Source organism: Pseudoalteromonas atlantica (genome assembly GCF_043641955.1).
Classification (GTDB): domain Bacteria; phylum Pseudomonadota; class Gammaproteobacteria; order Enterobacterales; family Alteromonadaceae; genus Pseudoalteromonas; species Pseudoalteromonas atlantica_A.
This window is the reverse complement of sequence record NZ_JBHZRV010000001.1, coordinates 488,108-513,941: the sequence shown is the minus strand read 5'-3', so window position 1 is coordinate 513,941 and position 25,834 is coordinate 488,108. Positions and strand designations below refer to the sequence as shown.

The following is a 25,834-nucleotide window of genomic DNA, read 5'->3' as shown; positions in this document are numbered from 1 at the left end:
AAGTAAAACTGACTCTTTGGAGTATTACCTATGAATGACATAGTGTGCTCAGTTGTTCAAGAACTAGACGCGCTCAGAAAATTGATTATAATTTGACTTACACTTTTGGTTTATAAAGTAACCATAATTCGTAAGTTAGGATGGTAATGTCTAATAAAAATCAGCGTGATTTAGAAAAAGAAAATCTTCACTTAAGAGAGCAATTAGCAAAAGTCTCATTTGAAAGAGACAAATATAAAACGCTATTTGAGGTCTCAGGTGATGCTTTATCAATCATCGATTTGAGCTCAGGGAAGTTTATTCAATGCAATGATTCAGCAATCAAGATGCATGGCGTTGAGAGTAAGAATAACTTCTTAAATTTATCCCCATCAGACATCTCACCACCTATACAACCATGTGGTAAATCTTCTGAAGAATTAGCTAATAGGTATGTCGAAAAAGCTCACTCTGAAGGGCCACAGTTATTTCAATGGACGCATTCTAAAATTGATGGTACTGAGTTTCCTTGCCTAGTCTCTTTAAGTGCAGTGCAAATACAGGATAAGAACTTAATATTGGCGATCGGAAGAGATATCTCTGATTTAATGGAAGTTAAAGATCAGTTAGAAACTGCACACACTAATATAAAGCACTACAAAGCGGCGTATCAAAATGAAAAAATAAAATTTGAGAGTTTTGTAAACTTAGCACCTGTTGGTATTGCAGTGAACTCTTTAAAGGATGGCGCATTTTATTATGTGAACAATGAATTTAGCCATATAACAGGGTATACGGTCGATGAAATTAATGCCATTGATTATTGGAAAATCACCCCAGACAAATACAAAGAACAAGAAGAAAAGCAGCTTTTATCTTTAGTAGAGACTGGGCGGTATGGCCCTTATGAAAAGGAGTATATTAATAAAAGCGGGGTGACATTTCCTGTGCGCCTATCCGGTATAAAAGTTATGGATGAAAATGGCGATGATCTTATTTGGTCAGTGGTGCAAGATACATCAGAGCAAAAAAATACCGAACAACAATTATTAGATGCAATTGAAAAAGCAGATTTATTGGCATTAAGGATTCAATTAGCCAATACGTCTGCACAAATTGGTGTTTGGGAGTGGGATCTCATTACTCGCAAGCTATTCTGGGATGAGCTTATGCTCACACTCTATGGGTTGAAAAAAGAGCAGTTTAAAGAGTCTTATGGTGATTGGGTTAAAGCTGTTCATCCTGATGACTTTGAGCTTGCGAATGCGCAATTAAAAGATTCAATTGAAAATGGAGCCCTTTACGAACCAGAATTTAGGGTTGTTCACCCTGATGGAAAAATAAGAACTTTGAAAGCGAGTGCGCGAGTTATACGCGATAAATGGGGCACGCCATTAAAAGTAATAGGTGTGAGTTATGATGTTACCGATAAAATAAAAGCAATAGAAACGTCTGAAAATGCAAGAGTCGCAGCTGAGCACGCCTCTAAAATTAAAAGTGACTTTCTTGCAAATATGAGCCATGAAATACGTACACCAATGAACGCAATACTCGGTGGGCTTCAACTATTAGATAATGCTGAGTTATCTGCAGACTTACGAAAAATATTAGTAAATGCTACTTCATCTGCCAAAAGCCTGCTTACTATAATCAACGATATTCTGGATTATTCAAAAGTAGAGTCCAATAAAATTGAATTAGAAAAAATGCCATTGTCTATTGTGGATATTCTAAATTCAGTAAAATATGACCTAGATGCATTGATAAGCAATCAACAAATCGATTTTAAAATTGAGGTGAGTAAAAATTTCCATGATAACTGGCTAGGTGATCAGGTTCGAGTAAAGCAAATTATCCTAAATTTATCTTCTAATGCGGTCAAGTTTACTAATCAAGGCTGTGTAAAAATAGCCGTTGATTGTATAGAACATAAAAGCCAACAAACAATCCTAATTAAAGTAGAAGATTCCGGTATAGGCATGAGTGAAGAGGCTCAAGGACGTATTTTTGAACGTTTTTCTCAAGCTGATACATCTACAACACGAGAATACGGAGGAACTGGTCTAGGCATGTCCATAACTATTAGTTTGGTTAAGTTAATGGGCGGAGAAATTGCAGTAAATAGTATCAAAGGTAGAGGGACCATAATCGACGTCACTTTGCCATTAGAGAAAACGCATGTTGCACCAAAAAAAGTAAAAGCTCAGTCGTGTACTCCACCTGCCTTAAGAGGTAAACGTATATTAATTGCAGAAGATAATAAGATAAATCAAATGCTGATTAAAACGATGCTAAAAGAAACGGAGTCAGATTTAGTCATTGTTGAAAATGGTTTACTAGCGGTCGATGCCGTTGCAAAAAATACATTTGATTTGGTGTTAATGGATATACATATGCCGGTTATGGATGGTGTTGAAGCCCTGAAATCAATAAAAGCTCTAAACAATTCAATTCCTATTATCGCTTTAACTGCCAATGTAATGGTTGAAGATGTTCAGCAATATCTTAAACTAGGTTTTGATGCCCATGTGCCTAAACCTATAGAATTATCAAGGTTGTATGGGACTCTATTAGAGTACGAATAGCTACAAATATCAATGCAAGAAAGGATAGATATAAACTAATTACTTATGGGGCTGTTCCCTCGGTGTTTGTAAAATCTTTGCTTTTTCATTATCTGATAAAATGATCCAGTCAAAAATTTCGTCATTAGAACGACCGCACCCAGTGCAGTGACCTTTTAAGCGATGGCACTGACCAACACAATCAGTTTTAAATTTAGTCGTGATAGGTTTTTTATCTTTCATGTTAATTTATGTTTTGAAAGCCAGAATTTCTGGCTTTTAATATCAATAGGAACATTACTTAGTCGCAACAGGTTTACCTATTTCTAGTGAGGTAGACCAAGGTTTAGAGCGAGATAAAGTTTTACCCGTATGGATTGAAATCACAGGTTGAGTTTCATCAAGTACAAATGTTGTGCGAAGTGAGTCCGCGGACTCTTTTTGTTGTTCATACCAGTTTTTAGCCGATAAACATTGGCGAGTAAAATCAACCGCTTTTTGATGAAGCGCAACGGCTTTAGCCTGTTCAATGTACTCACCGTGACATCGGTATGTCATTGTATCTTTATCAAGAGCTGTGATTTGGCATTCATCACCTACTAAATTATATTTTGCTGTCCAAGTTTCCATGTATTTTGTGTTAACGCGTGCGCGTTTTAAGCCTTCAAAACGATTATCATAGGCCGACAGTAAACCGCTTATTTTTTCGCATGGTGTAAGGCTGTCAATTTGAGCTTGTTGCTCAGTAGTTAAGCTTGTGCAGCCAGATAAAACCATGGCCGTAAATACTACAGAAAAAGACTTCTTCATAGTGCGCTATCCTTTTGTAATAGCCGTTCCTAAATAATAAGCTAAAGGATACCTAAGGGCTTGAAAAATTGCCATTAACAGACAGAAATAAAATAGCAAAACCCTTAGTTTATATACATCGCGCAAATTTAAAGTTTGGTATTTTCTACATTTTTGACTTTTACTCTACCCGAACCATCAGCAAGCAAGGTAAAGCTTTTTGCTTTATTAACATATATGCCACCAGAACCATCCGTGATAGTAACTGAGCCTGAGGTATCTTCAACATCAATATTACCAGACCCATCGTGAATACTTACATCACCAGTACTCTTTACTAGATCTATGCTGCCAGAGCCGTCATGTATTTCAACATTACCTTTTATATTTTTTGCATCAATAGAGCCTGAACCATCTTCAATTGTTAACGAGCCAGAAATCATGTTTACCACTATTTTTCCTGAGCCATCGTGAATAGTTGTATCGGCGGTATTTTCTATTTCAATTGCGCCAGAGCCATCATTAATGTTTAGCTTAAATGTTCTAGGAATAGACACTGTTAAGTCAATACGTGTCGTGTTTTTATCATAGTTATCACAGCTATTTGCAATTAGTTCGGCGCTTTTCGCACGTTGTTTTAGTGACAAACAATAATTGTCGTGCGCGGCATATTGATAAATTTCAGCTTTTACAGTGATTGCAGCTGTATCACTGCCAACAATATTTAAAAAACCTGATCTTGCCTCTACATTTAATGTCGTTAGCGACTGCGCATCAAGTGTCAGCTGTTTTGTGTCCTGTAATGCCATATCGTCATTCCAAGCCAATGTTTGAGCTGATAGTAATGCTGCTACGATCAGAGTGAGTCGAGTGAATGTGTTAGTCATTATTATTCCTTTTCATTTTTGTGGTGTTATTAGCTTAGTCGCAGGTGCTGATAAAAAAGGTTTAAAGGCTTTAAAAATTTTTTACACAAATAGGCAATAAAGCGCGAGCTTCAGGCATTTATGGTTTTTCACACTGCTATAAACTGAAAGAGTAGAGCAAAACCTAAGCAACCCAAGGAGAAACACATGAGTGATTCAGCGCAAACAAACGATATGCAAGTAATTAAGTCAGGTTCTCAAGATCCAATCGCAGGGCCAGCTGAATGTTTCACAGGTAAAGTGCAAATCAGTACTTTATTTAATGCACCAGCACCTTCTCGCGTTGGTGTTGCTGTGGTGGAGTTTTCAAAAGGTGCTCGCACAAATTGGCATTCTCATCCACTCGGCCAAATTTTATTAGTTACAGAAGGCCAAGGTTGGACACAGTGCGAGGGTGGTGGGAAAACAGTAATCAATCCAGGTGATTTAATTTGGTGTAACTGCGGTAAAAGGCACTGGCATGGTGCGACTGCTGATAGTGCAATGAAGCATGTAGCAGTTCAAGAAGCACTTGATGGTAAACCTGTTGACTGGTTCGAAGCTGTTTCAGATGAAGATTATTTAGCATAAGGTACATTGAAATGTGTGACAAACATGAAACGCAAGACTTATCACGTCGTAATTTTATTAAAACGAGTTCAGCCTTAGGTGCAGGCCTTTTATTAGGCGGCTTTGCGGCGCCTTCATTTGCAGCATCATCTGAGCAGCTTGCAAATGGCAATATAAAATCACGTGGCTATGCGGCTTTTGATAATTCAGGCTTACTAAAACCATGGGAGTTCGAAAGACGCCCAGTAGGCGATAACGATATTTTAATCGACATTAAATTCGCCAGTATTTGCCACTCAGATATTCATCAGATGAAAGGTCATTGGGGCGCACAGCAATACCCTCAAGTGCCGGGCCATGAAATTGCAGGTATCGTAACTGCGGTCGGTAAGAACGTGACTAAGTTTAAAGTGGGCGACCGTGCTGGTGTAGGTTGTATGGTTGATAGCTGTCTTGACTGTAATAGCTGTAAAGATGAGGGCGAGCAATATTGCCCAGAAACCAAATTCACTTATGGCTACCCTGATGAGCGCTCACCGACAGGTATTACACAAGGTGGCTATTCGAATAACATCGTCGTTCGCGATCATTTTGCAGTGCATATTCCTGAAAACATTAGTTTAGAGCATGCAGCGCCTTTATTATGTGCCGGCATTACAACGTATTCTCCGCTGCTTAAATTCAACTTGAAAAAAGGCGATAAAGTAGGTGTTGTTGGTATTGGTGGGCTTGGGCACTTAGCTGTTAAATTGGCTGTGTCGCAAGGTGCTGATGTCTACGCATTCACTAGCTCTAAAGATAAAGTAGCCGATATTAAAGCTTTTGGCGCTAAAGTGGTTGTTGTTGACGGTGAAGACGCTTACAACGAGCATAAATCACAGCTTGATTATTTAATTAATACCTTGCCAGTGAAATATGATATTGCTAAATATGCTTCATTAGTAAAACCATTTGGCACGTACACCCAAGTGGGTATGCCAGAAGAGTTTTCATTAAACATGAATGCATTAGCATTGGCTGCAAGCCGCGTAAACTTTAATGCTTCGTTAATTGGTGATATGCAAGAAACGCAAGAAGTTGTTGATTACTGCGCTAAGAATAATATTCTGCCAGCAACCCAGTTAATTAAAGCGTCTGAAATTAATAATGCATGGCAAAGCGTGGTGGATAAAAAATCGCGTTATCGTTATGTAATTGATGCCTCAACATTTTAATTTCTGTTTAGATTGAGTAAGCCAAACGCCATCCCTAGTATGGCGTTTTTTATTGTTGCTTTTTTATTAGGTGATTTGTCGCTTAAAGAGTGAGTACTACCGTAAAAACATATCAATATTTTTTTCTTTTGCTAATTTAAACTCTTTGGCCCCCAAGGAGTAATAATGAAAAAAATAACTTTCCTGAGTACTTTGTTATGTACTAGCTTTTTTGTTTGTAGCGAAGAAACAGATACAACCTTAAACGCTTATACCGCTGGGTATGTCGCCAATTTTACCTGTAGTGCCACGTTTAACGCTGGCAAAAGTAAAGATCAAATTTATATTGATGAGCTTACCGGTATTTATCCATTAATTGCAGACACAGTAAAAACACTGAAAGCGAACATCGACAGTGAGCATAAACGAGTCATTGTTGATTATGATAAAGATAAGCAGCGCATATAGGTGTGGCGTCCACGTTTAGGCTGTGTTGATTTACCAGTAGGGGCAAGCGTTAAGGCTGCGTCACTTGTGCAATCACCGTTTAAGGAAAACTTAGCTGATAAAAAGGATGATGGTAAGCCATGGCAAACGCTAAATGGTGTTAATAAAGTAACGGGAAATAAGGCGCTTGATGAGGTCATTTCTAAAGCTTTTACTAGTCACTATGGTGAGGGTGCACGTACGTCAGCAATTTTAATAGCCAGCCCCAAGGCGATTTTAGTAGAGCAATATAAAGCAGGTTTTACCCCTGAAACTGCCCAGCGAACTTGGTCTGTGGCAAAAAGTATTGGGGCGAGCATCATAGGTGTCGCGGTAGAGCAAAAGCGACTTGATGTTACAAAGCCTGCAGGGCTTGAAAGCTGGTCTCATCCGCTTGACCCACGTGGTGAAATTACCCTTGAAAACTTACTTCACATGGCATCAGGTTTAGACAGTAATAAAGCGGGTAACCGCACAGATCGTGTCTATATGGGAGGCGGTTTAGTGTCTGATACTGCAACGCATACCGCACTAGAAGTAAAACCTGGTAGCCGCTGGAAATACGCTAATAACGACACTATGTTAGCGCTTCGCACCTTACGAAAAACATTCAACGACGAAGCGAGCTATTTGCGTTATCCATATGACAACTTACTCGATAAAATCGGCATGCAGCACACATTTTTAGAGTCAGATTGGCAAAGTGACTTTATTTTGTCATCGCAAGTGTGGACTACTTCACGGGATCTTGCTCGCTTAGGGCTATTACACCTGAATAATGGCCGCTGGCAAGGGGAGCAAATATTACCAAAAGACTGGTTAAGTTATATTAGTAAACCAGCTCCTGCTCAACCCCCAGAAACAGCACCGGAATACGGCGCACAGTGGTGGCTTTATAACGAACATTTTCCTGAATTACCAAACGACACCATCGCAGCGCGAGGCAACCGTGGTCAATTTTTAGTGATTATTCCAAGCGAGCAGTTAGTGATTGTTAGGCGAGGGTACGACCTTGCTGATCTTAAAGGCTTTAGTGAACATGACTTTAGCCGTGATGTTTTAAAAGCACTGGGTAAAGGTAACTCGTAGTAGAAAGAAAACGCCATGCGATTGCATGGCGTTTTATATATGTTTAAAAAATAGTTAGCTTGATATTATTAATACCTCGCTCAGCTACTGGGCGCCCTTGTGGGCCTAAATGTTGAGCTGTGTGGAACTTAGTGCCGATGGCACTGATCCTGTGTAAAAAACTAATCTCACCATCATACTTCAAAGCTAATGTATTATCAGGGCGATCGCCATCATCTGGCTGCATTACCCGTGCGTACAAGTCAGGCGTTGATGTTGTAAATGTAATCTTATTATCTTTACCCATTAAGCTTAGCCAATGAATATCTGAAAAGTAGCCTTTAAAATCAGGGAAAGCCCAGTTTTCACCGGCAACACCTTCATTGTAATCATTTTCCCAGACTGAGAAATTAACACCCTCTAGGCGATTAGCCCACACTCGATAAGGGCCATCTCCTAACCAACGTTTTTGCTCAATGGCTTGCTTGGGGTAGCTAAAGCCAACACCATGCAGTATATATTCTCCGTTTAACCAGTAGTTTACATCCATCATTAGCTGGCCTTGATTATTTACTGTCCAAATCAGTTTAGTAATACCTTTAGGCGGGTTTTTCACTTCAATAACCAGTGAACCGTCAATGTACTGAGTGATAAGCTCTGTGGCTTTAGTCTCTTGCTTAGCTTCTTCCTCAGCATTAGGGTCATGTAATGTCCAAGTGCCTTTGCCATTATAAACCCCTTTATTCAGAGTGTTATCTGAACGAAGTAACCTAGGGCCATTCGTCAGCTGTGCTGTTTGACCTTGCTTTTGGTAAGACTGCAGTAAGCCTGTTTGAGCATCGAATGTAATCGTACGATCAGCTGCTTTGACAACCAACTGTTCACCTGTTTGTGAGATAAGTTGCACTTTGTCATTATTAACTGAGCTCGCATTTGCAAGCTGCTGTTTAGTAAGGGCTTGAAGTTGTGCAGCCGTTTGAATAGGCCAAGAATCAGTCCATATAGAGTTTTGCTGTGCATCAAAAATCTCAACTTCTAACCAGCCTTGTTGTTGCCAATCTGTAGGTAGGTCAAGTTGTACAGCACCAGTCATATCAGGTTGAATTGCAGGTAGTGATTGTTGCGCACTGGCCACTAACTGTTTTTTATGATTTAGTGCGGTTACAGGTTGATATAAACGCCATTCTAATGAAGCTGTAGAAAGATCGATAAAATCGTACAAGTTTTTGATTTGTAATTGACCATTAAATGATATTGGTAATTGCTTACCATTTTCTAGGTTATCTATTTGTATAGGAGCCCAAACTTCTTTGATGGTAAAATAGCTAGCTTCTTTTTCACCATACGGGCCAACAATACCATCCGGGGCATGGTTAAAATCAGTATCAACCTTACCATTTTGGTCAGTACGTTCAATGCCTTCATCTGCTAAAACCCACAAGAAGCCGCCTGCCCCTAGTGGCGTTGACATCATAAAGTCCCAAAAGTCTCTTAAACCAGCACCGTGGCCGCCATCATATAAACCATGTAAAAACTCCGTTGGCATAAATATTTCGTTTTGTGCTTTTTTAGTCAGCAACTCAGAGTAAGTTGGGTAATGATCAGTATCAAGGTTACGGAATAACTCAAAAGGGTGGAGCACAGGGCGTTTTTGAATATCATAAATATCGTATTCATCATCAACTTCAGTATTCCAACCTCCTTCGTTACCATTAGCCCAAAAAAGTATACTTGGGTGCGTTTGGTCACGTTTAACCATTTGCGCTATCAGGCGTTTAGCAGGTTTAGTATCAAGTACAGGTTTTTGCCATGTACCCAGCTCATTAATGACATAAATACCTAAGCGGTCAGCGGCTTCAAGAAAGTGAACATCCGGCGGATAGTGAGACATTCTCACAGCATTCATATTCATGCTTTTAATTAGTTTGATGTCGTCAATACTTTGTTGCACAGTCATAGTGCGGCCTGTATCAGGTCTAAAGCTATGTCTGTTTACACCTTTAAGAACAATTTTTTCACCGTTTAGATATAAGCCATCATGTGGTTTTAACGCAAAGGTTCTAAAGCCGAACTGCTTGTTTAAACTATGAAGTACCTTTTCGCCTTGCATTAATTTAATCTGCACTTGGTATAAATTCGGTGTTTCTGCATTCCATAATTTAGGTGAATCAACCCGTGTTGTAAGCTGCGTTTTATTGGCAGTTAGCTGACTGCTAAAAGGTTTACTTACAGCCTTGCCATTTAAGTCGAAAATTTGTGCCTCAACATTGCTCGCACTTGAACCTTCAATACCTTGTAAATATACGTCCATAGTAAACGCACCATTAGCTTGCGCATCTAGGCTAACCCACTCTACATGCGTTTTAGGTAAAGCTTGTAAAAATACCTGTCTATAGATGCCACCAAAAACCCAGTAATCAGCAGCACGCTCGGCTGCTTCTATACTTTTATCGGACGATACTTTATCAACAACAACTTTTAGTTCATTACTGCTTTTGGCTTTCACATAATCTGTAATGTCATAGCTAAATCGGTAAAAGCCACCTTGATGGGTAGGGCCTACTTGTTGTTCATTAACATACACCGTGGTGTCTGTCATCACACCATCAAAAACGATTTCAATCGTTTTACCTTGCCAATCATCAGGTGTTGTAAAAGTGCGACGATAGATGCCTTGCTCATTGTGTTTTTCAACAGTGTAACCGTAATCATAGTTGCCAAAGCCTTGCTGCTCCCAATTGGAAGGGACTTTGATTTTTTGCCACTGGCCACAGTTTTGACCTTTGTTGCAATAAAAATCCCATTCAATGGCGTCATCACTGCCTGTGCCACTTAGCATCATTGTTTTAGTTTGTGTGTCGTTGTGCTGCACTTGTTCAATTGATGATTGGCTGTTACATGCCATAATAATCAGCCCAAGTGCCATTACGGCGGGTAATCTCAGGACCCTTATTTGTAAGCGCTTGGCCTTATTTTTGAGGGCTATACAAAGTCGCCTATAATATTCCTTGTTCATAAATCTTGCCTCTACCATGTTGTTGTCTTTCGTTAAAATATAGAAAAATTGAAATGTAAAAAAGTTACATATAAACCAAGTTTATACATATTATAATACAAATGATACCGGTAGCATTCCGTCTTTTTGAAAACTCAAGTGCAAATAGTATTTGATAAAATATCACAACAAATTGATTTTAATAGTTTATTTTTAAGTGGGGGCTTTCATTGGCTACTAACGGCTAACACAAATATTATTTGCAATAAAGGTAATACATTACATGTAGCTAGAACTTACATATGAATTGAAAAATAAGGTTTTAAGCGAAGTTTTGTATTACAAAAGCGGGTTATAAAAGTGGTTTTTGGTAAATTTGTTAATTTTTAACTGTGTAATCAGATTTTTTTTTTAGTTAGTCTGTTGATTTTGCTGTTTTTATGTTTGGCTTTTGTGATTGTTTTTAATAAAGAGTATAATAGTACTTTATTTGTGCTGTTTTGCTATGCTATAAAAATATACAGGCGACGGTCCAATTGAGAAGTTATTTATTTTAAGTTAGACATCGCTTATTACTATTAACGACATAGTTACCCTAAATTTACCATCTGTGGCATTTATTATTTTCTTTAAAAAAACACACAACTAAGTAGTTTAAAATACTAATTAGTAAAGTGATAAGTAGCTGAAAATAAATGGATTTATATTCAGTGACAATACAACAATGATGGGGTTCTGAAATGTTTAAGAAAAGTAAACTGGCAAGTGCTTTGGTTATTGCGCTCACCAGTAGCACACTTTATGGTGCACAGCAGGGTGGCTTAGATGATCCGAAGCAACAAGCTAATTCGACTGATGACCTAGAAATTATTGAGGTAACAGGGATCAGAAGTAGTTTAAACAAAGCTATCAATATAAAACGACAATCAATTCAAGTCGTTGATGCGATTGTTGCTGAGGATATTGGTAAGTTTCCTGATAATAATTTAGTTGAAGCGTTACAACGAGTGACGGGTGTTCAAGTAACAGATCGTGCTTCTGGTGAAGTGAATACCGTGACCATTCGTGGTTTAACAGATGTGACAACGACTATCAATGGCCGTGAGATGTTTACCGCTGCGGGTAGACAGCTTGCCGTAGCAGATATACCCGCGGCATTACTTGAAAGTGTAGAAGTCTACAAAACACGAAATGCAAGCCAATTGGCAAGCGGTATTGCAGGGCAATTAAACGTGCGAACACAGCGCCCATTTAATTTTGAAGGTTCAAAGTTTGTTATTAACGCGAGAGGCGTTTATCAAGACCAATCTGAAGAGACAGATCCAATAGTGAGTATGTTAGCAAGCAACCGCTGGGATTCTGATATGGGTGATTTTGGAGCTTTGGTTAATTTGTCGTTCGCAAGAACAAGCTATCGCGATCAAAATAGTGCCCCAGGAGGTCTTGTTCCATTCAGGGCAGACAACTTAAATCGTATTTACCCTTGGCCTACAGGTCTTGAGCATGGTATGGATAGAACGCCTGGTGCTACTATGTATGATCCTGCGACGGACAGTGACGTAGAGTATTATTTGAGCCGTGATGCACTAAATCAATCTGATGCCACTGGTGAACGTGAGCGTCCTGCAGTTAATTTATCACTGCAGTGGGCACCAACAGATACATCAGAGTATGTTTTTGAGGCCTTTTATAACGGCTATCGGAATGAAAGTAACAACCACCTATTGTTTTCATATGCAGATTCATCACGGGTTGAAACGCAAACAAAACCAGTACTTTTTGAAGGCACGAATGTAATAAAGTCGCGAGCTTGGGGGGATTCAGGTGCATTTACCAGTGGTGATTATGCAACTAGCAAGACTGACAGTTATATGTTTGCACTCGGTGGTAAATGGGAGTTGACCCCAGACGCTTTATTGAATTCTGAAGTTATTTATCAAACAAGTGAGTACGCGCGTGAGTTTGTAGCAATGCAGGCAAATACACGTTTTCCATTTGTCATGGCTGATTTTAACCATGAAGATGGCATTATGGCGTGGGAAGTTTTTGATCAAGAGTTTGGCACACCACTGGACTTAACCGATCCAGGATTGTGGACGACCAGTACCATGTTCGACAATGGCGGTAAGGATAAGGGGGATGCGATTACCTTCACATCTGATCTCGAGCTTTATCTAGACTGGGGGTTTTTTACAAAGGCTAAAATGGGTATTCGTTATGATAAACGCACGGCAGAAAGCTCAAGTCGTGACTCAAATCGATTTAATACAATCCCCTTGAACTCATTAAGTTCAGACATGCACTATGTAAACGATAATTTCTTTGACGGTAAAGTAATCTACCTCGTCAATGGGTAGCCTTCAATGCAAATAGTTTGTGGCAAAACCGTGCAGAATATCGTGACATTTTTAACTTCTATGACACAGCAGATGGTCAAAGAAGAATGGAATTGCAGAAAAACTTTGATATTGACCAAACTTCGTGGGCAGCTTATATCCAAAGTCAATTTGAAACGGAGTTTTTAGGTAGGCCCCTCGATGGTGATATAGGTTTACGTTACACCTATGCTAGTGCTGATATGGAATTTTACCAATGGGATAACGAGGTTGGAGATATTGTCCAGAGTGAAGGTAATAATAGCAGCGCAAAATTTTTACCTAACCTGACATTACGTTATCATTTGACTGATGATTTGATCACGCGCTTTGCTTACACACAGACTTTACGTCGCCCTGAATTTGGTCAATTAAATAGTTTTATTAATCTCAACCCTGATACAACAAATGTTGGTTATGGTAATGCTAATGGTGGTAATCAAGACCTACGTCCAGTAGAGTCAACAAACTATGACCTGTCGTTGGAGTATTATTTTGGTGAAGGAAGCTCAGCTTACGCTACTTACTTTTACCGTGATATCGAAGGGTTTGTTTTTGATTCATTACGCCAAGCTCAGTTTCCTAACCCAGAAACAGGTGAGATGGAAGATTATATTCTGTCGCAACCGGGTAATACTTCAAATGGAACACTTGATGGCATTGAAGTTGGTTTAGTTTACTTCCTAGAAAATGTCCCACAGTGGTTAGATGGCTTTGGTGTTCAAGCCAGTGGTACTTTTTTAGATTCGGAGCAAGATATCCCCATTTTTAGTGATGATGGCGAGTTAACAGGCTACACCACACGCAGTGTGTTTGGTGTGTCTGATGCTTCATACAGTGGTGTATTAATCTATGAAAAAGAGGATTTCAGTACGCGTTTATCTTATGTTTGGCGTGATTCATTCTTAAATCGTTATGGTTCAGGACGCTTTGCTCACCCACGAGGCGTGTATCGTCGCCCCGAACAAAGTTTAGATTTTCAAATAAGTTATAATGTCAGCGATGACTTGGTCCTCACCTTTGATGCAACAAATCTGACCGATGAAGTATATAGGCAGTATTACGAACTTCCTAATGTATTAAATGATAGTGCGTCTATTTATAGTCGTACATTTGGGTTAGGTTTTAGATATAGCTTTTAACGAAAAAATGCCGCCTAATTAGGCGGCATTAATAAATCAGTAATTAGGTTTTATGCTTTCAATCAGCTTCAATTAAAACCTTACCCTGTTCTATATGCTTAAAAAACTGTGGGGTCTGTTCAATTGCCCCAAGCTTAATTAAGCCATTAGCATAGCCTGCATTTTTATAAAACAATGCAAGATTGCCCCAAGGTGCATAGTAAGTAATATCACCTGCTTTAGCATCAGTACCTGCGGATAAGCCTTGTTGGCTTAGCGGTTTTGGTAGTGTGGCAATTTTTTCTGCAGCAGCAAAGTCTTCCATATTTAATGTTAATGGTAGTTGTTTATAAAACTGGATGGCCGCGGGGTTATTATCCAACAGGGCGTATGCAGTTTCACCATTATGGGTAAACTTTATTCTCATCACTATTCTTTTTTTAAATATTGTGCATCAGTGACAGGCTCAAGCCAATCAACAACCTTACCGTCTTTTGACTCTTGAATAGCCAAATGCATCATGGCTGTTTTATCTGTGGCACCATGCCAATGTTTTACATTAGCAGGGATATGCACAACATCACCTGGTTTTATAACCTTAGGTTGTCTATGCCACTGATTAACCGAGCCCATACCTGATGTAACAATTAAGGTTTGCCCAACAGGGTGAGTGTGCCAGTTTGTGCGAGCGCCAGGCTCAAACGTTACCATGGCACCAGCGGCTTTCGCTTCGCCATGAGCTTGGAAGCTAGGCTCGACGCGTACTTTGCCCGTGAAATACTTGTCGAGCCCAGTTATTGGGTACTGAGTGCCATTTTTTTGTACTGTGATTTGCGGTAATTCTAAACGTTGTGAAGAGGCGTTTTCTGCATGACTAAATGCACTCATCGTTAAGATAAGGGAACCGATAATATACTTCATACTTTTCTCCATGTGCTTGTAACCGAATGAATCTTCATTTTGGCTAATAATTGTGCCTTCAAAAAGTACAATGCACGCAAGTTGTTGCCTATTATTCCGAAGGGTTAATTTTTAAACTAGCCAACCTTATGAAATCGAGCGTATAGTTAAGTATCTTAAATTTAATAAGATTGGTTATGCATTCAGATCATGAAACTGTTGCTAAAATGAGTGCCTCTTTAGCAGATAAAATTGCACCGCTTATCGGCCAGCAAGAAACAGCTGATAGCGTAATTGAGGATTTATTTTTTTATCGACAAACACAGGCCGCCACCTCTTGCTCAATGTGTGTGGTTGAACCAAGTATTGCGCTGGTTCTACAAGGGGCGAAAAGCATGACCTTGTGCGAGGATGTGTTCAAGTATGACCCACACAAGTATTTGATCACCTCAATTGATTTGCCTGCAAAAATGCAAGTTCTCGAAGCAAAGGACGATGCACCTTATTTAGGCTTAGTGTTAAAGCTTGATTTGGCCATGTTAGGTGAACTAATTTCGCAAGTGCCGCTCGATAAATTAAACAAGCAATCACTGAACAAGGGTATGACCTTAGGTGAGATGACAGAGCCAATGCTTAACGCTTTTACACGACTAGTTGAGCTGGTTGATGATCCTGAGTCTATGCCTGTGCTTGCGCCATTAATAAAGCGCGAAATTTTTTGGCGTGTACTTAATAGTGAGCATGGGGCGGAGCTTCGCCATATAGTATCGACCGGTAGCCAAGGGCTGAGAATTGCACGTAGTGTTAAGTGGTTAAAGGAAAACTATGATCAACCCTTGAGTGTAGAGGACTTAGCGGGTCTTGCGAAAATGAGTAAATCGACTTTCCATCATCATTTTCGAGACCTAACTTCAATGAGTCCGTTGCAATATCAAAAGCGTTTGAGGTTAATGGAAGCAAGAAGGTTGATGGTTGGCGAGAGTATGGATGCGTCAGGTGCCGCTTTTAAGGTTGGCTACGAAAGCCCCTCACAATTTTCTCGCGAGTATTCTCGGTTTTTTGGTTTATCACCAAAACGAGATGTTGAGGCGTTTTTAGCAACGGCTAAATAAACCATTACGTATAATACCAATCCGCAATAATACTTAATCATTTTGAGGGATTAAACCTGTCGCTATCTGCGTTAAAAATCTCTGATTTAGAACAACTAAATAACGAAATTTTTGCCTTGCTATCAACGAGGTTTCATTGCCTCAAAATAGACCACTTAATTAAGCGAATTGGTATAAAAAAACGAATGGGCATATCCCTGTGTCCCATTCGTTACCATGACACGTTTTACTTAAAGGCTTGCTGTGAAAAACTCAGCAATTTTAGTGAATGGAATTAAACCCACATTATCATATAAATCAACATGACCTGCATTTGGCACAACCAATAATTGTTTAGGCTCAGCCGCTAAATCATAGGCTTGTTGGCTAAACTCAAATGAGTGAGCGTGTTCACCAGCAACAAACAGTAATGGACGTGGTGAAATAGTCTCAATATCGTTAAATGGATAAAAGTTCATAAAACGCACATTGCTGCTTAATGTTGGGTGTGTTGTTAAATCAGCTGATGAGCGCTCTGGTGTATATTCGCCACGCTCAGTGCGGTAAAAGTCATAAAACTCTTTTGCAATTGGGTGTGAGCTTTCATCGATTTGATGCGGGCAACCGCCTGTGTATTGTACTTCGCCACCTAGGTACTCAACATTACGTTGCTCAGCGGCTTCATCAAGCATACCTTTACGCATATCAAGGTCAATAGAGTTGCCTAAACCATTGCGCGTTGCGCCACCCATGTCATACATACTTACTGTTGCCACAGCTTTGATACGTGGGTCAATTTTTGCGGCACTAATGATGAAACCACCACTACCACATACACCTAAACCACCAATGCTTTCTTTGTTGACGTATGAAAGGCTAGCAAGGTAATCGACACCGGCACTGAATGACTCTGCGTATAAATCAGGTAAAACAGTATTACGTGGTTCGCCGTCACTTTCGCCCCAGAAGCTAAGATCAACTGCCAACGTTACAAAGCCAAGTTCTGCAAGTTTAGTTGCGTATAAAGTCGCACTTTGCTCTTTTACCGCACCCATAGGATGACCAATTACAAGTGCCGGAAGGTTCGCTCCTTTCTCAGCATTCTTTGGTGTAAAAAGATTACCGACTACATTCATTTGTAATTGGTTTTTGAAAATTACTTTTTCAAAGTTAACAGCATCGCTTTGGTAAAAATTATCAGTTGAGGTTGTCATAACACTCTCCTATTTTGTGATTAACAGGGACTGCAATTTGTTTTCACAATGCAGCTTTGATGAGGTTATTGTCGGTTATTTGTGCAGTTTAGCGTTATATTAGAACAGTCGATTTATTGCCTAAAAGTGTCGAATGTATTTTTAGGCGCTTAAAATGAATATTAGGTAGCCCAAGTATGAGCTACCTAATGAATTTTTAGTGGATTTTTATAGTGAAATAGCTGGCAATAGCTGCAAAAAATAAGATAGCTGCGCTAACAAAGAAGGTAATAGGGTAGTCATAAACATCGAATAATATGCCTCCGAACGTTGAGCCTAGCGCTATTGAAAACTGAATAATTGCGACCATCAATCCTCCTGCAACTTCAGCATCTTTTGGTAAAGCACGAGCTACCCAGCTCCACCAAGCAACAGGGGCAGCAGTTGCAATTAACCCCCATAATCCAAGTAATATGATGTTGATATTAAAAAGGGATATTTGATTTGCTAAACAAAATGCAACTAAAGCCATAACCGCAGGAGCAGCTATTAATGCAAACGCTAAACTGAGCTTTATGACCTTGCTGATCAAAAAGGTGCCAATAAAGCCTGCAAAACCAATAACAAGTAACACCATAGAAACTTGTTGGCTGGTGGCTTGAAACGCTGACTCTAAAAAGGGCCTTAAATAGGTAAATAAAGTAAATTGCCCCATAAATAGCAGCGCAACAGCTAGCATACCAAAACAAACGAGTGGCTTTTTGAATAATTTAAATGTAGAAAAAGGCCCTTTTGATTGCTGCTGAGCTGGCATGCTAGGCAATGCGTGCCATTGCCAAAATACAGCAATAGCAATGAATGGCACTAAACACATAAACGCGCCTCGCCAGCCAAGAACACTGCCCAAATAACTGCCAAGTGGTGCTGCAATTATCATGGCAAGACCATTGCCACCATTAAATACGGCCAGTGCTTTAGGCACTTTTTCCTCAGGGACTAGGCGCATTGCAGAAACCGTTGAAAGTGACCAATAGCCACCAATGACTAAGCCGATTAACGCTCGACCAAGCATATAAACAGCGTAACTATCAGCTACAGAGATTGTTAAAGTTGACAGTAGCATTATCAAGGTCAGAGTGACTAATAAGGTCTTTCGGTCACTTTTAGCAAATAAAGGACTCATGAATAGACTCGTGATCACCGCAAAAAAACCCGATATTGCTAGCCCCTGACCAACCATGCCTTTACTAATTGATAAATCTTCAGCCATAGGTGTTAATAAGCTTACAGGCATAAACTCACAGGCGATTAAGGCGAATATACATAATGTCATCGCAAAAACCCCACTCCAATTAGCTTGCTGCTCGTGGTCATCTTGATAAGTTGAGTAATTTGTCATGCTAGTCCATACGGTTAAATGTGAGGGAGTATTTTTTCAAACATAGGTTGAATAGACTAGCTAATGAATACTAATATGCTTTATTAGTAATGCTTATTAATGGGCTAGTGGATGATCAAACAAAACCTCAATGAATTGAACTATTTTGTCATTGTGGCAAGAACTGGCAGTTTTACACGTGCTGCTGCGCAGTTAGGCGTGACTCAGTCAGCTTTGAGTCAGGCTATTCGTTCACTAGAAGCAAACTTAGATATTCGTTTGCTAACAAGAACAACCCGAAGCGTATCGCCTACACTCGCCGGAGAGCGTTTACTCAATGCAATAGGGCATCGTTTTGATGATATTGAAAATGAGTTAGAAGCCTTAACTGAACTCAGAGACAAACCTGCGGGTACGGTAAAAATTACCTGTGGTGACTTTATAATTCAGAGCACATTACTCCCTAAACTAGCCAATGTACTAAAGCAATATCCCGATATTAATATTGAGTTTAATGTTAACTATGGCTACACAGACATTGTTGCTCAGCGAATTGATGCAGGTGTGCGTCTTGGCGAAACCATAGATAAAGATATGATAGCAGTACCTATCGGCAAAGAGCTCAATATGGCAGCCGTTGCAAGCTCTGAGTATTTTGCTAAGCATCAAAAGCCTAACACGCCAAAGGAACTTACAGCACATAATTGTATCAACATTCGCTTTCCAACCCATGGCGGCTTGTATGCGTGGGAGTTTGAAAAAGAGGGGGAGGAACTCAATGTGAATGTACGCGGTCAATTAATCTTTAATACCTCTCATCATATTGTTGAGGCGGCGTTACAAGGTTTAGGTATTGCGTTTCTACCTGAAGAAGAGTTTGGTGATCATATAAAAAATGGTAATTTAATTAAAGTGTTGGCTGATTGGTGCCCAGCATTTCCCGGCTATTACTTGTACTATCCAAGCCGTAGGCAACCGTCTCCGGCATTTAAAATTGTGTTAGAAGCATTAAAACAGCAATAGAGTGTGGTATTTAGATACCACACTCTATATTGATTACTTATGGCGACCTTGCAAACATGCGACAACATCTTGCAGCTCAAGGCCTTGGCGCTGTAGTAACACGATTAAGTGATATAACAAATCGGCAGATTCGTTGGTTAGTTCATCGTTGTCGTGCTTCATCGCGGCAAGGGCGACTTCAACGCCTTCTTCACCGACCTTTTGACAGCTGCGGCTTAAGTCTTTGGCAAATAACGATGCGGTGTAGCTTTTTGCTGGGTCATCGTTTTTACGCTCAACAATCACTTGCTCTAGCTGGGCTAAAAAACTCAGGCTTGGTTTTGCAGCATCACCAAAACAGCTTTGCGTACCTAAGTGACAGGTTGGACCCAATGGATTTGCAAGTACTAAGATTGAATCGTAATCGCAATCGGTATGTACCGATACTACCTCTAAGTAGTTTTCAGAGGTTTCGCCTTTGGTCCATAAACGGTTTTTTGAGCGTGAATAGAATGTCACTTTTTGTTTTTCAAAAGTGACTTCAAGGGATTCTTGATTCATAAAGCCTTGCATTAATATAACCCCCGTACGGGCATCTTGTACAATGGCGGGGATCAATTCGCTTTTAGCAAAATCAACTTGGGTCAGGTTTTGTTTAGTTAGTTGCATAGTCGTGCCGCCACTTGGTTATTTATTAAATATTGTTTTAATTCGCCAATATTGATCACATTTTTGTGAAAAACACTTGCTGCGAGTGCGCCATCAACTTGGCTTTGTTGAAATACATCAACAAAATCTTGCATGGTGCCGGCACCACCTGAAGCAATCAGAGGAATATCACACAAAGCGCGCATTTGAGATAGCTGTTGGTTATCGTAGCCGTTACGGACACCGTCTTGGTTCATGCAATTGAGTACGATTTCACCCGCACCTAAGTCTTGTACGCGTTTAACCCATTCCTCGGTTTTGTAACGCGTGCGGCTTGATGCATTAGGATCGCCCGTGAGCTGATACACTAAGTATTCGCCAGTAACTTCATCATAAAAGCTATCAATGCCAACAACAACGCATTGCTTACCAAATTCATCGTGTAACTCTTTGATAAGTTCAGGGCGCGCAATAGCTGGACTGTTGATACTGATTTTATCGGCGCCACGTTCAAGTACGCGGGCTGCATCAGCAACAGATTTAATACCACCGGCTACACAAAATGGAATATCAATGTGGCGGGCAATGCTTTCAACCCAATTTACATCAAGGAGCCGCTTTTCAACGCTTGCGCTAATTTCATAAAAAACCAGTTCGTCTGCGCCTGCTTCATTGTATGCTTGAGCAAGAGTGAGAATATCGCCAACAATTTCGTGCCCTTTAAATTTTACGCCTTTCACTACTTGGCCGTCTTTTACATCTAAACACGGGATTATGCGTTTTGATAACATGCCAACGCCTCCTCAACATTAAATGCACCATCAAGTAGTGACTTACCTAAAATAACACCGCCAACACCAAGCTCTTTGAGCTTTTTAATATCATCAAGCGAGCTTACACCGCCTGATGCTTGTACTTTTATATCGCTATTGTGGTTTGCTAAATCTTGGTACAAAGCAAATGAAGGGCCGGTCATGGTGCCGTCTTTACTGATGTCCGTACATAAAAAATCAATCACGCCAAGGGCAACATAAAAGTCGATGAGTTCAAATAAGCCAAATTCTGATTCACTTAACCAGCCGTGAGTCGCAGGCGCCCAGCCGCTGTCAGTTTTATTGACATCAAGGGCAATCACAAAATGTTTAGCACCAAACTTTTCAATCCAGCCTTTCACCTCATCGCGTTTTTCAACCGCCATTGAACCTATGACAACCTGATTTGCACCAGCGTTTAGCCAATCACTGACGTCTTGCTCAGTACGAATACCGCCGCCCACTTGATAGGGTACGTTCAGTGCTTTGGTCGCGGCCTGAATATGTTGCCACTGCTTTTTACTTGGATCGCGTGCACCTTCTAAATCAACTAGGTGTAATTTACCTGCGCCGCTTTGTGCATATTCTTGTAATCGTGCGCCAAGCTCAAACGGGTAAAATTGTGCAGTATCGTATTTACCTTGATATAAACGCACGATTTGATTTTGTAATACATCTAATGCTGGAATAATCACGTTAAATTCTCTTTTAATTTTGTTTGCCAGCAGCCTATAGCTGCCAGTCTAAAAAGTTTTGTAATAATCGCGTGCCGACTTTTGCGCTACGCTCTGGATGAAATTGCATGCCCGCGTAGTTGTCGTTAGCTACAATCGCTGAGAACGTTTGCCCGTATTCGCCGCTAACCATTGTCGCGTCGTTAACGGTGTGGGCAAAACTATGCACAAAATACACTTGGTCGTTTATATCAAGGCCTTTAGTTAATGCATGTTCGCGATTAAGCGTTAAGTTGTTCCAGCCCATGTGTGGTGATGTTAAATTACCGACATCCAGCGCTTTAACTTGGCCAGGGATTTTACCTAAACATTGCACATTACCTTCTTCAGTGCTGTCGCATAACAACTGCATGCCTAAACAAATGCCCATGAGCGGGCGTTGGTATTCATTAATCGCTTGTTGCCAACCGCCTTCAACTAAACGCTTCATGGCAACGGATGCATGACCTACACCAGGTAAAATAGCACGCTCAAAGTTTTTTAGTTGCTCAGGGGAAGTGATCACCTCAGGTGTTTCACCAAGGCGTTCAAAGGCAAAACGTACTGAGTTTATATTGGCACAACCGGTATTGATGATGGCAATCATAAACACCCCTTAGAGCTGGCTGTTTGTTGGCTTGCATCAGCGGCAATGGCCATACGTAATGCACGTGAGAATGCTTTAAACAAGCCTTCAACTTGGTGATGGCAGTTGCCGTCGCTCACCGATAAGATTAAACTCACAGCGGCGTTATCACTTAAACTTTTAAAGAAGTGCTCAACCATTTGTACGTCTAAATCACCGGCTTTTTCACGGCTAAAGTTGGCATTTAATACAAATGAGGCACGCCCTGATAAGTCAATCTGTGCTTCTGCTTTGCATTCATCCATTGGCAGCGCAAAACCATAACGGGCAATTTGCGATTTAGTGCCTAGTGCTTCTTTTAATGCAAGGCCGAGCGCTATACCAATGTCTTCAACTAAGTGATGCTCATCTATGTGTAAGTCACCTTTAGCTTGAATATCGAGGCCGATGTTTGCATGAGTGCGAATTTGATCCAGCATGTGATCAAAAAAGCCAAGGCCTGTGCTTATCTCACCATTTTTACTTTGGTCTAAATTGAGTTTTACATCAATTTGCGTTTCTTTGGTATTGCGGGTAACACGACCTTTACGGTCGGCTGTAGTGAGCTTAGTGACAATAGCGTTCCAATCGCCGTCATACAAAATACCTTCACAGCATAAGTTTTGCGCCAAGCCAATATCTGTTTGGCGGTCGCCAATCACAAAAGAGCGACCTAAATCGACTTTACCAGAGCGCATAAGTTTGGTGAGTAGCCCCGTTTTAGGTTTGCGGCAATCGCAATTTTGCTCATCAAAGTGAGGGCAAATTAGTACGTCGTCAAACTTAATCCCTTGGCTTGATAAAATATCCATCATTTTATCTTGAGCGATATCAAAGTCAGCTGTTGGGAAGCTGTCTGTGCCTAAGCCATCTTGGTTTGATACCATCACTAAGCGATAACCCGCACCTTGCAGCTGCAAAAGGGCAGGGATCACATTAGGTAAAAATTCTAGTTTTTCAAGGCTATCGACTTGTTTATCAGTAACAGGCTCTGAAATGATAGTGCCGTCACGGTCGATAAATAAATAGGGGTTACTCATGATACTTCCTGCTCTTTTTGCGCGGTTGATTGGCTGAGGCCATCTAACCATATTTTTACTTGTTCTAACTCTTGCTCACTGCCGATAGAAATACGCAGCCAATCGTTTTCACCATACAAGGTAAATGCTCGCATTACTAAACCTTGCTCTAGGGCAATATTAAAACTGTTTTTATTGGCAAGCTTTAGGGTAACAAAGTTACCTTCACCGCTTAGTACGTTTAATACCGCAGGTGAGGCATTAAGCCACTGTTTAAGTTTTTCTTTTAAGGCATTTAAAATACTTACTTGACGGCGCATTGAGGTAATTGCATCAGGGCTTAGAGCACTAGCTGCAATGCTTGCGACGACCGTTGATACAGGATACGGCGCAATGACTTTGCGAATAGGTGCTAGTACTGACTCTTGTGCAAGCGTAAACCCAGTACGCAAACCTGCCAACGCAAATGCTTTAGATAGCGTACGAAGAACAACAACATTTGCGTAATCGTTGATGAGTTTGCTGGCACTTTGCTCTGGGCAAAATTCAATATAGGCCTCATCAACAATCACCAGTGCTTTACCTTCAAGGGCCGTTGCAATGGCTTTAATTTTATCAAGCGAGGTTAAACTACCTGTTGGATTATTTGGGTTACAAATAAACACCAGTTTAGAGTCGCCAACCGCGCTTACAATGTCATTTACTGAACCTTCTAACAGCAGTGCTTGGCTTAAGCCATTAATAGCAACATTGTGGGTATCAGCGGTCACTTTATACATACCGTAAGTGGGTAAAAATAATGCGATGCTGTCTTTAGCTGGTTCACAGTATGTGCGTACCAGTAACTCAATGCCTTCATCTGCGCCGCGGGTCATTAACACTTGCTCGGGGCTAAGCTGTGCATACTCTGCATAGCGGCTGATCACGCTAGTAGGTTGAGGATCTGGGTAACGGTTTAAATCATCAATATTAATATCAATGTTTTTTACATACGGGCTTTCATTAGCATTGAGCCAAGTGGTGCCTGTGAGCTTTTCACTTTTAGCTGAGCTGTAAGCTGCTAATGCATCAATATTGGCGGGTAATAACGCATTATTACTCATAGTTCATTCTCTTTATTAATAGCCTCTAAACGTATCTTTACGGCATTGGCGTGGGCGTCGAGTCCTTCAGCATCAGCCAGAGGTAAAATTGCTTTTGATAAGTTTTTTAAGCCATTTTGGGTAATGGTTTGTACTGTATATGTGCGGAAAAAGTCGAGCAAATTTAAGCTCGAATAGGTTGCACTATAGCCGTAAGTAGGCAATACGTGATTAGTACCTGAGGCATAATCACCGGCTGACTCAGGGGTATAATCACCAACAAACACAGAGCCTGCATTTTTAACTTTAGCTAAATAAGGGTTAGCATCGGCTAATTGCAAAATTAAATGTTCAGGGCCATATTGCGCAGACACATCGAATGCTTGGTCAATTGAATCAACCAATATTAATGATGAGTTGGCCAATGCTTGTGCTGCGATATCTTGGCGCGATAGTTTAGCTAATTGGCGCTCGATAGCTTGTTGTGTGCGCTCGATGGTTAATTCACTATTGCTTAGTAGGATAACCTGAGAGTCAGCACCATGCTCAGCCTGTGATAATAGATCAGCAGCAATAAAATCCGGATTGGCGCGCTCATCAGCGATAACTAAAACCTCTGACGGACCTGCTGGCATATCTATCGCCATACCGGGTATCGTTTGTGCTACTAGTTGCTTAGCCATAGTGACAAAACTATTACCTGGGCCAAAGATTTTATTTACCTTTGGTACAGAGCCAGTACCATAAGCCATTGCGGCGATTGCACCGGCGCCGCCACTTTCTACGATTGTATTGATTCCGCATAATTTAGCCGCATATAAAATTGCTGGATTGATTTGCGCATCACCTTGCACAGGTGTTGCTAAAACGATTGTTTTAGCGCCACTTAATTGGGCTAGTACACCTTGCATAATAACCGACGAAGGTAATGGCGCGCTGCCACCTGGTACATAGATACCCACCGCTTCAATGGCTTGATATTTAAGCTCGCATAACACACCCGGCTGGGTGGTTAGTTTTATATCTTTTGGCAATTGTGCCTGATGAAAGCGTTTAACATTTGCATACGCTGTATCAATGGCATACCTAAGATCAGGGCTTAGTTGTTGTACTGCATTATTTATTTCTTCAACAGGCACTAATAATCGTGGCGTAGGGCGATTATCAAATTCTTTTGCCATGTCGAGCAAGGCATCGTCACCTTGCTCTTTTACATTTGCCATAATTGTTTGGCAAATTTCTTCTACTTTCGCACTCGCAGTTACAGCAGGGCGCATTAGCGCCGCTGCTTGCTTGTCTGCGGATACCTCATTCCAGCGCAGCATT

Annotated in this window: 24 protein-coding genes; 9 read left to right on the top strand and 15 right to left on the bottom strand. The window is 40.5% G+C overall.

Features of this window, described 5'->3' with window-relative positions; all coding sequences use genetic code 11:
- Positions 1-146: 146 nt before the first annotated feature.
- Entirely contained in the window at positions 147-2,564 is a 2,418-nt protein-coding gene (locus ACHUE3_RS02150) for a PAS domain-containing hybrid sensor histidine kinase/response regulator (protein ID WP_394189716.1), read from the top strand.
- A gap of 39 nt (positions 2,565-2,603) precedes the next feature.
- Here the strand turns inward: ACHUE3_RS02150 and ACHUE3_RS02145 are convergent, their stop codons facing one another.
- The 3 genes from ACHUE3_RS02145 to ACHUE3_RS02135 form a co-directional block, all read right to left on the bottom strand.
- Positions 2,604-2,786 carry a DUF1289 domain-containing protein gene (locus ACHUE3_RS02145; protein ID WP_394189714.1) on the bottom strand — a complete coding sequence of 61 codons (183 nt, stop codon included), beginning with the start codon at positions 2,784-2,786 and terminating at the stop codon, positions 2,604-2,606.
- Between the two features lie 54 nt (positions 2,787-2,840).
- Positions 2,841-3,353, bottom strand: a complete 513-nt coding sequence (locus ACHUE3_RS02140) for a hypothetical protein (RefSeq protein WP_394189712.1) — start codon at positions 3,351-3,353, stop codon at positions 2,841-2,843.
- Positions 3,354-3,481: 128 nt separating this feature from the next.
- Positions 3,482-4,219: a DUF4097 family beta strand repeat-containing protein gene (locus tag ACHUE3_RS02135; protein ID WP_394189710.1), complete on the bottom strand. Its 738-nt coding sequence runs from the start codon at positions 4,217-4,219 to the stop codon at positions 3,482-3,484.
- A 186-nt stretch (positions 4,220-4,405) separates the two neighbouring features.
- On the opposite strand from ACHUE3_RS02135, the gene ACHUE3_RS02130 reads away from it, so the two are divergent.
- The 4 genes from ACHUE3_RS02130 (at position 4,406) to ACHUE3_RS02115 (ending at position 7,575) form a co-directional block, all read left to right on the top strand.
- A complete protein-coding gene (locus ACHUE3_RS02130; RefSeq protein ID WP_394189708.1) occupies positions 4,406-4,828 on the top strand; it encodes a (R)-mandelonitrile lyase in 423 nt (140 codons plus the stop codon).
- Between the two features lie 11 nt (positions 4,829-4,839).
- Positions 4,840-6,021, top strand: coding sequence for an NAD(P)-dependent alcohol dehydrogenase (locus ACHUE3_RS02125; RefSeq protein WP_394189706.1), 1,182 nt, complete (start codon positions 4,840-4,842; stop codon positions 6,019-6,021).
- A gap of 165 nt (positions 6,022-6,186) precedes the next feature.
- Positions 6,187-6,468, top strand: a complete 282-nt coding sequence (locus ACHUE3_RS02120) for a hypothetical protein (protein ID WP_394189704.1) — start codon at positions 6,187-6,189, stop codon at positions 6,466-6,468.
- Positions 6,469-7,575, top strand: a complete 1,107-nt coding sequence (locus tag ACHUE3_RS02115; protein ID WP_394189702.1) for a serine hydrolase domain-containing protein — start codon at positions 6,469-6,471, stop codon at positions 7,573-7,575.
- A gap of 43 nt (positions 7,576-7,618) precedes the next feature.
- On the opposite strand, the gene ACHUE3_RS02110 is transcribed toward ACHUE3_RS02115, so the two are convergent.
- Positions 7,619-10,459 (bottom strand): glycoside hydrolase family 2 TIM barrel-domain containing protein, encoded by a 2,841-nt coding sequence (locus ACHUE3_RS02110; RefSeq protein WP_394189700.1) that lies wholly within the window; start codon positions 10,457-10,459, stop codon positions 7,619-7,621.
- 830 nt (positions 10,460-11,289) lie between these two features.
- Here ACHUE3_RS02110 and ACHUE3_RS02105 point away from each other — a divergent pair.
- A complete protein-coding gene (locus tag ACHUE3_RS02105) occupies positions 11,290-12,906 on the top strand; it encodes a TonB-dependent receptor plug domain-containing protein (protein WP_394189698.1) in 1,617 nt (538 codons plus the stop codon).
- A gap of 17 nt (positions 12,907-12,923) precedes the next feature.
- Positions 12,924-14,066 carry a TonB-dependent receptor domain-containing protein gene (locus tag ACHUE3_RS02100; RefSeq protein ID WP_394189696.1) on the top strand — a complete coding sequence of 381 codons (1,143 nt, stop codon included), beginning with the start codon at positions 12,924-12,926 and terminating at the stop codon, positions 14,064-14,066.
- 58 nt (positions 14,067-14,124) lie between these two features.
- On the opposite strand, the gene ACHUE3_RS02095 is transcribed toward ACHUE3_RS02100, so the two are convergent.
- Both ACHUE3_RS02095 and ACHUE3_RS02090 read right to left on the bottom strand, forming a co-directional pair.
- Complete coding sequence (locus ACHUE3_RS02095) at positions 14,125-14,472, bottom strand: cyclophilin-like fold protein (protein ID WP_394189694.1); 348 nt, start codon at positions 14,470-14,472, stop codon at positions 14,125-14,127.
- 2 nt (positions 14,473-14,474) lie between these two features.
- Positions 14,475-14,966: a (R)-mandelonitrile lyase gene (locus ACHUE3_RS02090; RefSeq protein ID WP_394189692.1), complete on the bottom strand. Its 492-nt coding sequence runs from the start codon at positions 14,964-14,966 to the stop codon at positions 14,475-14,477.
- Positions 14,967-15,142: 176 nt separating this feature from the next.
- Here ACHUE3_RS02090 and ACHUE3_RS02085 point away from each other — a divergent pair, with 176 nt between their 5' ends.
- Complete coding sequence (locus ACHUE3_RS02085) at positions 15,143-16,057, top strand: AraC family transcriptional regulator (protein WP_394189690.1); 915 nt, start codon at positions 15,143-15,145, stop codon at positions 16,055-16,057.
- Positions 16,058-16,287: 230 nt separating this feature from the next.
- Here ACHUE3_RS02085 and ACHUE3_RS02080 read toward each other — a convergent pair whose 3' ends face one another.
- Positions 16,288-17,250: an alpha/beta hydrolase gene (locus ACHUE3_RS02080; RefSeq protein ID WP_394189688.1), complete on the bottom strand. Its 963-nt coding sequence runs from the start codon at positions 17,248-17,250 to the stop codon at positions 16,288-16,290.
- Between the two features lie 196 nt (positions 17,251-17,446).
- Positions 17,447-18,628: an MFS transporter gene (locus tag ACHUE3_RS02075; RefSeq protein WP_394189686.1), complete on the bottom strand. Its 1,182-nt coding sequence runs from the start codon at positions 18,626-18,628 to the stop codon at positions 17,447-17,449.
- A gap of 111 nt (positions 18,629-18,739) precedes the next feature.
- Here ACHUE3_RS02075 and ACHUE3_RS02070 point away from each other — a divergent pair, with 111 nt between their 5' ends.
- The gene (locus ACHUE3_RS02070; protein WP_394189684.1) at positions 18,740-19,630 is read left to right on the top strand and encodes a LysR family transcriptional regulator; all 891 of its coding nucleotides are present in this window, start codon (positions 18,740-18,742) and stop codon (positions 19,628-19,630) included.
- 33 nt (positions 19,631-19,663) lie between these two features.
- Here ACHUE3_RS02070 and hisIE read toward each other — a convergent pair whose 3' ends face one another.
- From hisIE to hisD, 7 genes are read right to left on the bottom strand one after another with little or no spacing between them, the layout of a single operon-like run.
- Positions 19,664-20,278 carry a bifunctional phosphoribosyl-AMP cyclohydrolase/phosphoribosyl-ATP diphosphatase HisIE gene (gene hisIE / locus ACHUE3_RS02065; protein WP_394189682.1) on the bottom strand — a complete coding sequence of 205 codons (615 nt, stop codon included), beginning with the start codon at positions 20,276-20,278 and terminating at the stop codon, positions 19,664-19,666.
- A complete protein-coding gene (hisF, locus tag ACHUE3_RS02060) occupies positions 20,269-21,048 on the bottom strand; it encodes an imidazole glycerol phosphate synthase subunit HisF (RefSeq protein WP_394189680.1) in 780 nt (259 codons plus the stop codon). The genes hisIE and hisF overlap by 10 nt, the downstream gene beginning before the upstream one ends.
- Entirely contained in the window at positions 21,030-21,764 is a 735-nt protein-coding gene (locus tag ACHUE3_RS02055; protein WP_394189678.1) for a 1-(5-phosphoribosyl)-5-[(5-phosphoribosylamino)methylideneamino] imidazole-4-carboxamide isomerase, read from the bottom strand. The genes hisF and ACHUE3_RS02055 overlap by 19 nt, the downstream gene beginning before the upstream one ends.
- A 34-nt stretch (positions 21,765-21,798) precedes the next feature.
- Positions 21,799-22,389 (bottom strand): imidazole glycerol phosphate synthase subunit HisH, encoded by a 591-nt coding sequence (gene hisH, locus ACHUE3_RS02050; RefSeq protein WP_394189676.1) that lies wholly within the window; start codon positions 22,387-22,389, stop codon positions 21,799-21,801.
- Positions 22,386-23,447, bottom strand: a complete 1,062-nt coding sequence (hisB, locus tag ACHUE3_RS02045; protein WP_394189674.1) for a bifunctional histidinol-phosphatase/imidazoleglycerol-phosphate dehydratase HisB — start codon at positions 23,445-23,447, stop codon at positions 22,386-22,388. Before hisB ends, hisH begins: the two co-directional genes overlap by 4 nt.
- Entirely contained in the window at positions 23,444-24,529 is a 1,086-nt protein-coding gene (gene hisC, locus ACHUE3_RS02040) for a histidinol-phosphate transaminase (RefSeq protein ID WP_394189672.1), read from the bottom strand. Before hisC ends, hisB begins: the two co-directional genes overlap by 4 nt.
- Positions 24,526-25,833, bottom strand: a complete 1,308-nt coding sequence (gene hisD, locus ACHUE3_RS02035; protein ID WP_394189670.1) for a histidinol dehydrogenase — start codon at positions 25,831-25,833, stop codon at positions 24,526-24,528. Before hisD ends, hisC begins: the two co-directional genes overlap by 4 nt.
- Position 25,834: the final 1 nt, after the last annotated feature.

What these genes read in the sequence shown, in the direction of transcription:
- ACHUE3_RS02150 (WP_394189716.1), top strand. Translation starts at nt 147, where the DNA reads ATGTCTAATAAAAATCAGCGTGATTTAGAAAAAGAAAATCTTCACTTA.
- ACHUE3_RS02145 (WP_394189714.1), bottom strand. Translation starts at nt 2,786, where the DNA reads ATGAAAGATAAAAAACCTATCACGACTAAATTTAAAACTGATTGTGTT.
- ACHUE3_RS02140 (WP_394189712.1), bottom strand. Translation starts at nt 3,353, where the DNA reads ATGAAGAAGTCTTTTTCTGTAGTATTTACGGCCATGGTTTTATCTGGC.
- ACHUE3_RS02135 (WP_394189710.1), bottom strand. Translation starts at nt 4,219, where the DNA reads ATGACTAACACATTCACTCGACTCACTCTGATCGTAGCAGCATTACTA.
- ACHUE3_RS02130 (WP_394189708.1), top strand. Translation starts at nt 4,406, where the DNA reads ATGAGTGATTCAGCGCAAACAAACGATATGCAAGTAATTAAGTCAGGT.
- ACHUE3_RS02125 (WP_394189706.1), top strand. Translation starts at nt 4,840, where the DNA reads ATGTGTGACAAACATGAAACGCAAGACTTATCACGTCGTAATTTTATT.
- ACHUE3_RS02120 (WP_394189704.1), top strand. Translation starts at nt 6,187, where the DNA reads ATGAAAAAAATAACTTTCCTGAGTACTTTGTTATGTACTAGCTTTTTT.
- ACHUE3_RS02110 (WP_394189700.1), bottom strand. Translation starts at nt 10,459, where the DNA reads ATGGCATGTAACAGCCAATCATCAATTGAACAAGTGCAGCACAACGAC.
- ACHUE3_RS02105 (WP_394189698.1), top strand. Translation starts at nt 11,290, where the DNA reads ATGTTTAAGAAAAGTAAACTGGCAAGTGCTTTGGTTATTGCGCTCACC.
- ACHUE3_RS02095 (WP_394189694.1), bottom strand. Translation starts at nt 14,472, where the DNA reads ATGAGAATAAAGTTTACCCATAATGGTGAAACTGCATACGCCCTGTTG.
- ACHUE3_RS02090 (WP_394189692.1), bottom strand. Translation starts at nt 14,966, where the DNA reads ATGAAGTATATTATCGGTTCCCTTATCTTAACGATGAGTGCATTTAGT.
- ACHUE3_RS02085 (WP_394189690.1), top strand. Translation starts at nt 15,143, where the DNA reads ATGCATTCAGATCATGAAACTGTTGCTAAAATGAGTGCCTCTTTAGCA.
- ACHUE3_RS02080 (WP_394189688.1), bottom strand. Translation starts at nt 17,250, where the DNA reads ATGACAACCTCAACTGATAATTTTTACCAAAGCGATGCTGTTAACTTT.
- ACHUE3_RS02075 (WP_394189686.1), bottom strand. Translation starts at nt 18,628, where the DNA reads ATGACAAATTACTCAACTTATCAAGATGACCACGAGCAGCAAGCTAAT.
- ACHUE3_RS02070 (WP_394189684.1), top strand. Translation starts at nt 18,740, where the DNA reads ATGATCAAACAAAACCTCAATGAATTGAACTATTTTGTCATTGTGGCA.
- hisIE (WP_394189682.1), bottom strand. Translation starts at nt 20,278, where the DNA reads ATGCAACTAACTAAACAAAACCTGACCCAAGTTGATTTTGCTAAAAGC.
- hisF (WP_394189680.1), bottom strand. Translation starts at nt 21,048, where the DNA reads ATGTTATCAAAACGCATAATCCCGTGTTTAGATGTAAAAGACGGCCAA.
- hisH (WP_394189676.1), bottom strand. Translation starts at nt 22,389, where the DNA reads ATGATTGCCATCATCAATACCGGTTGTGCCAATATAAACTCAGTACGT.
- hisB (WP_394189674.1), bottom strand. Translation starts at nt 23,447, where the DNA reads ATGAGTAACCCCTATTTATTTATCGACCGTGACGGCACTATCATTTCA.
- hisC (WP_394189672.1), bottom strand. Translation starts at nt 24,529, where the DNA reads ATGAGTAATAATGCGTTATTACCCGCCAATATTGATGCATTAGCAGCT.
- hisD (WP_394189670.1), bottom strand. Translation starts at nt 25,833, where the DNA reads ATGCTGCGCTGGAATGAGGTATCCGCAGACAAGCAAGCAGCGGCGCTA.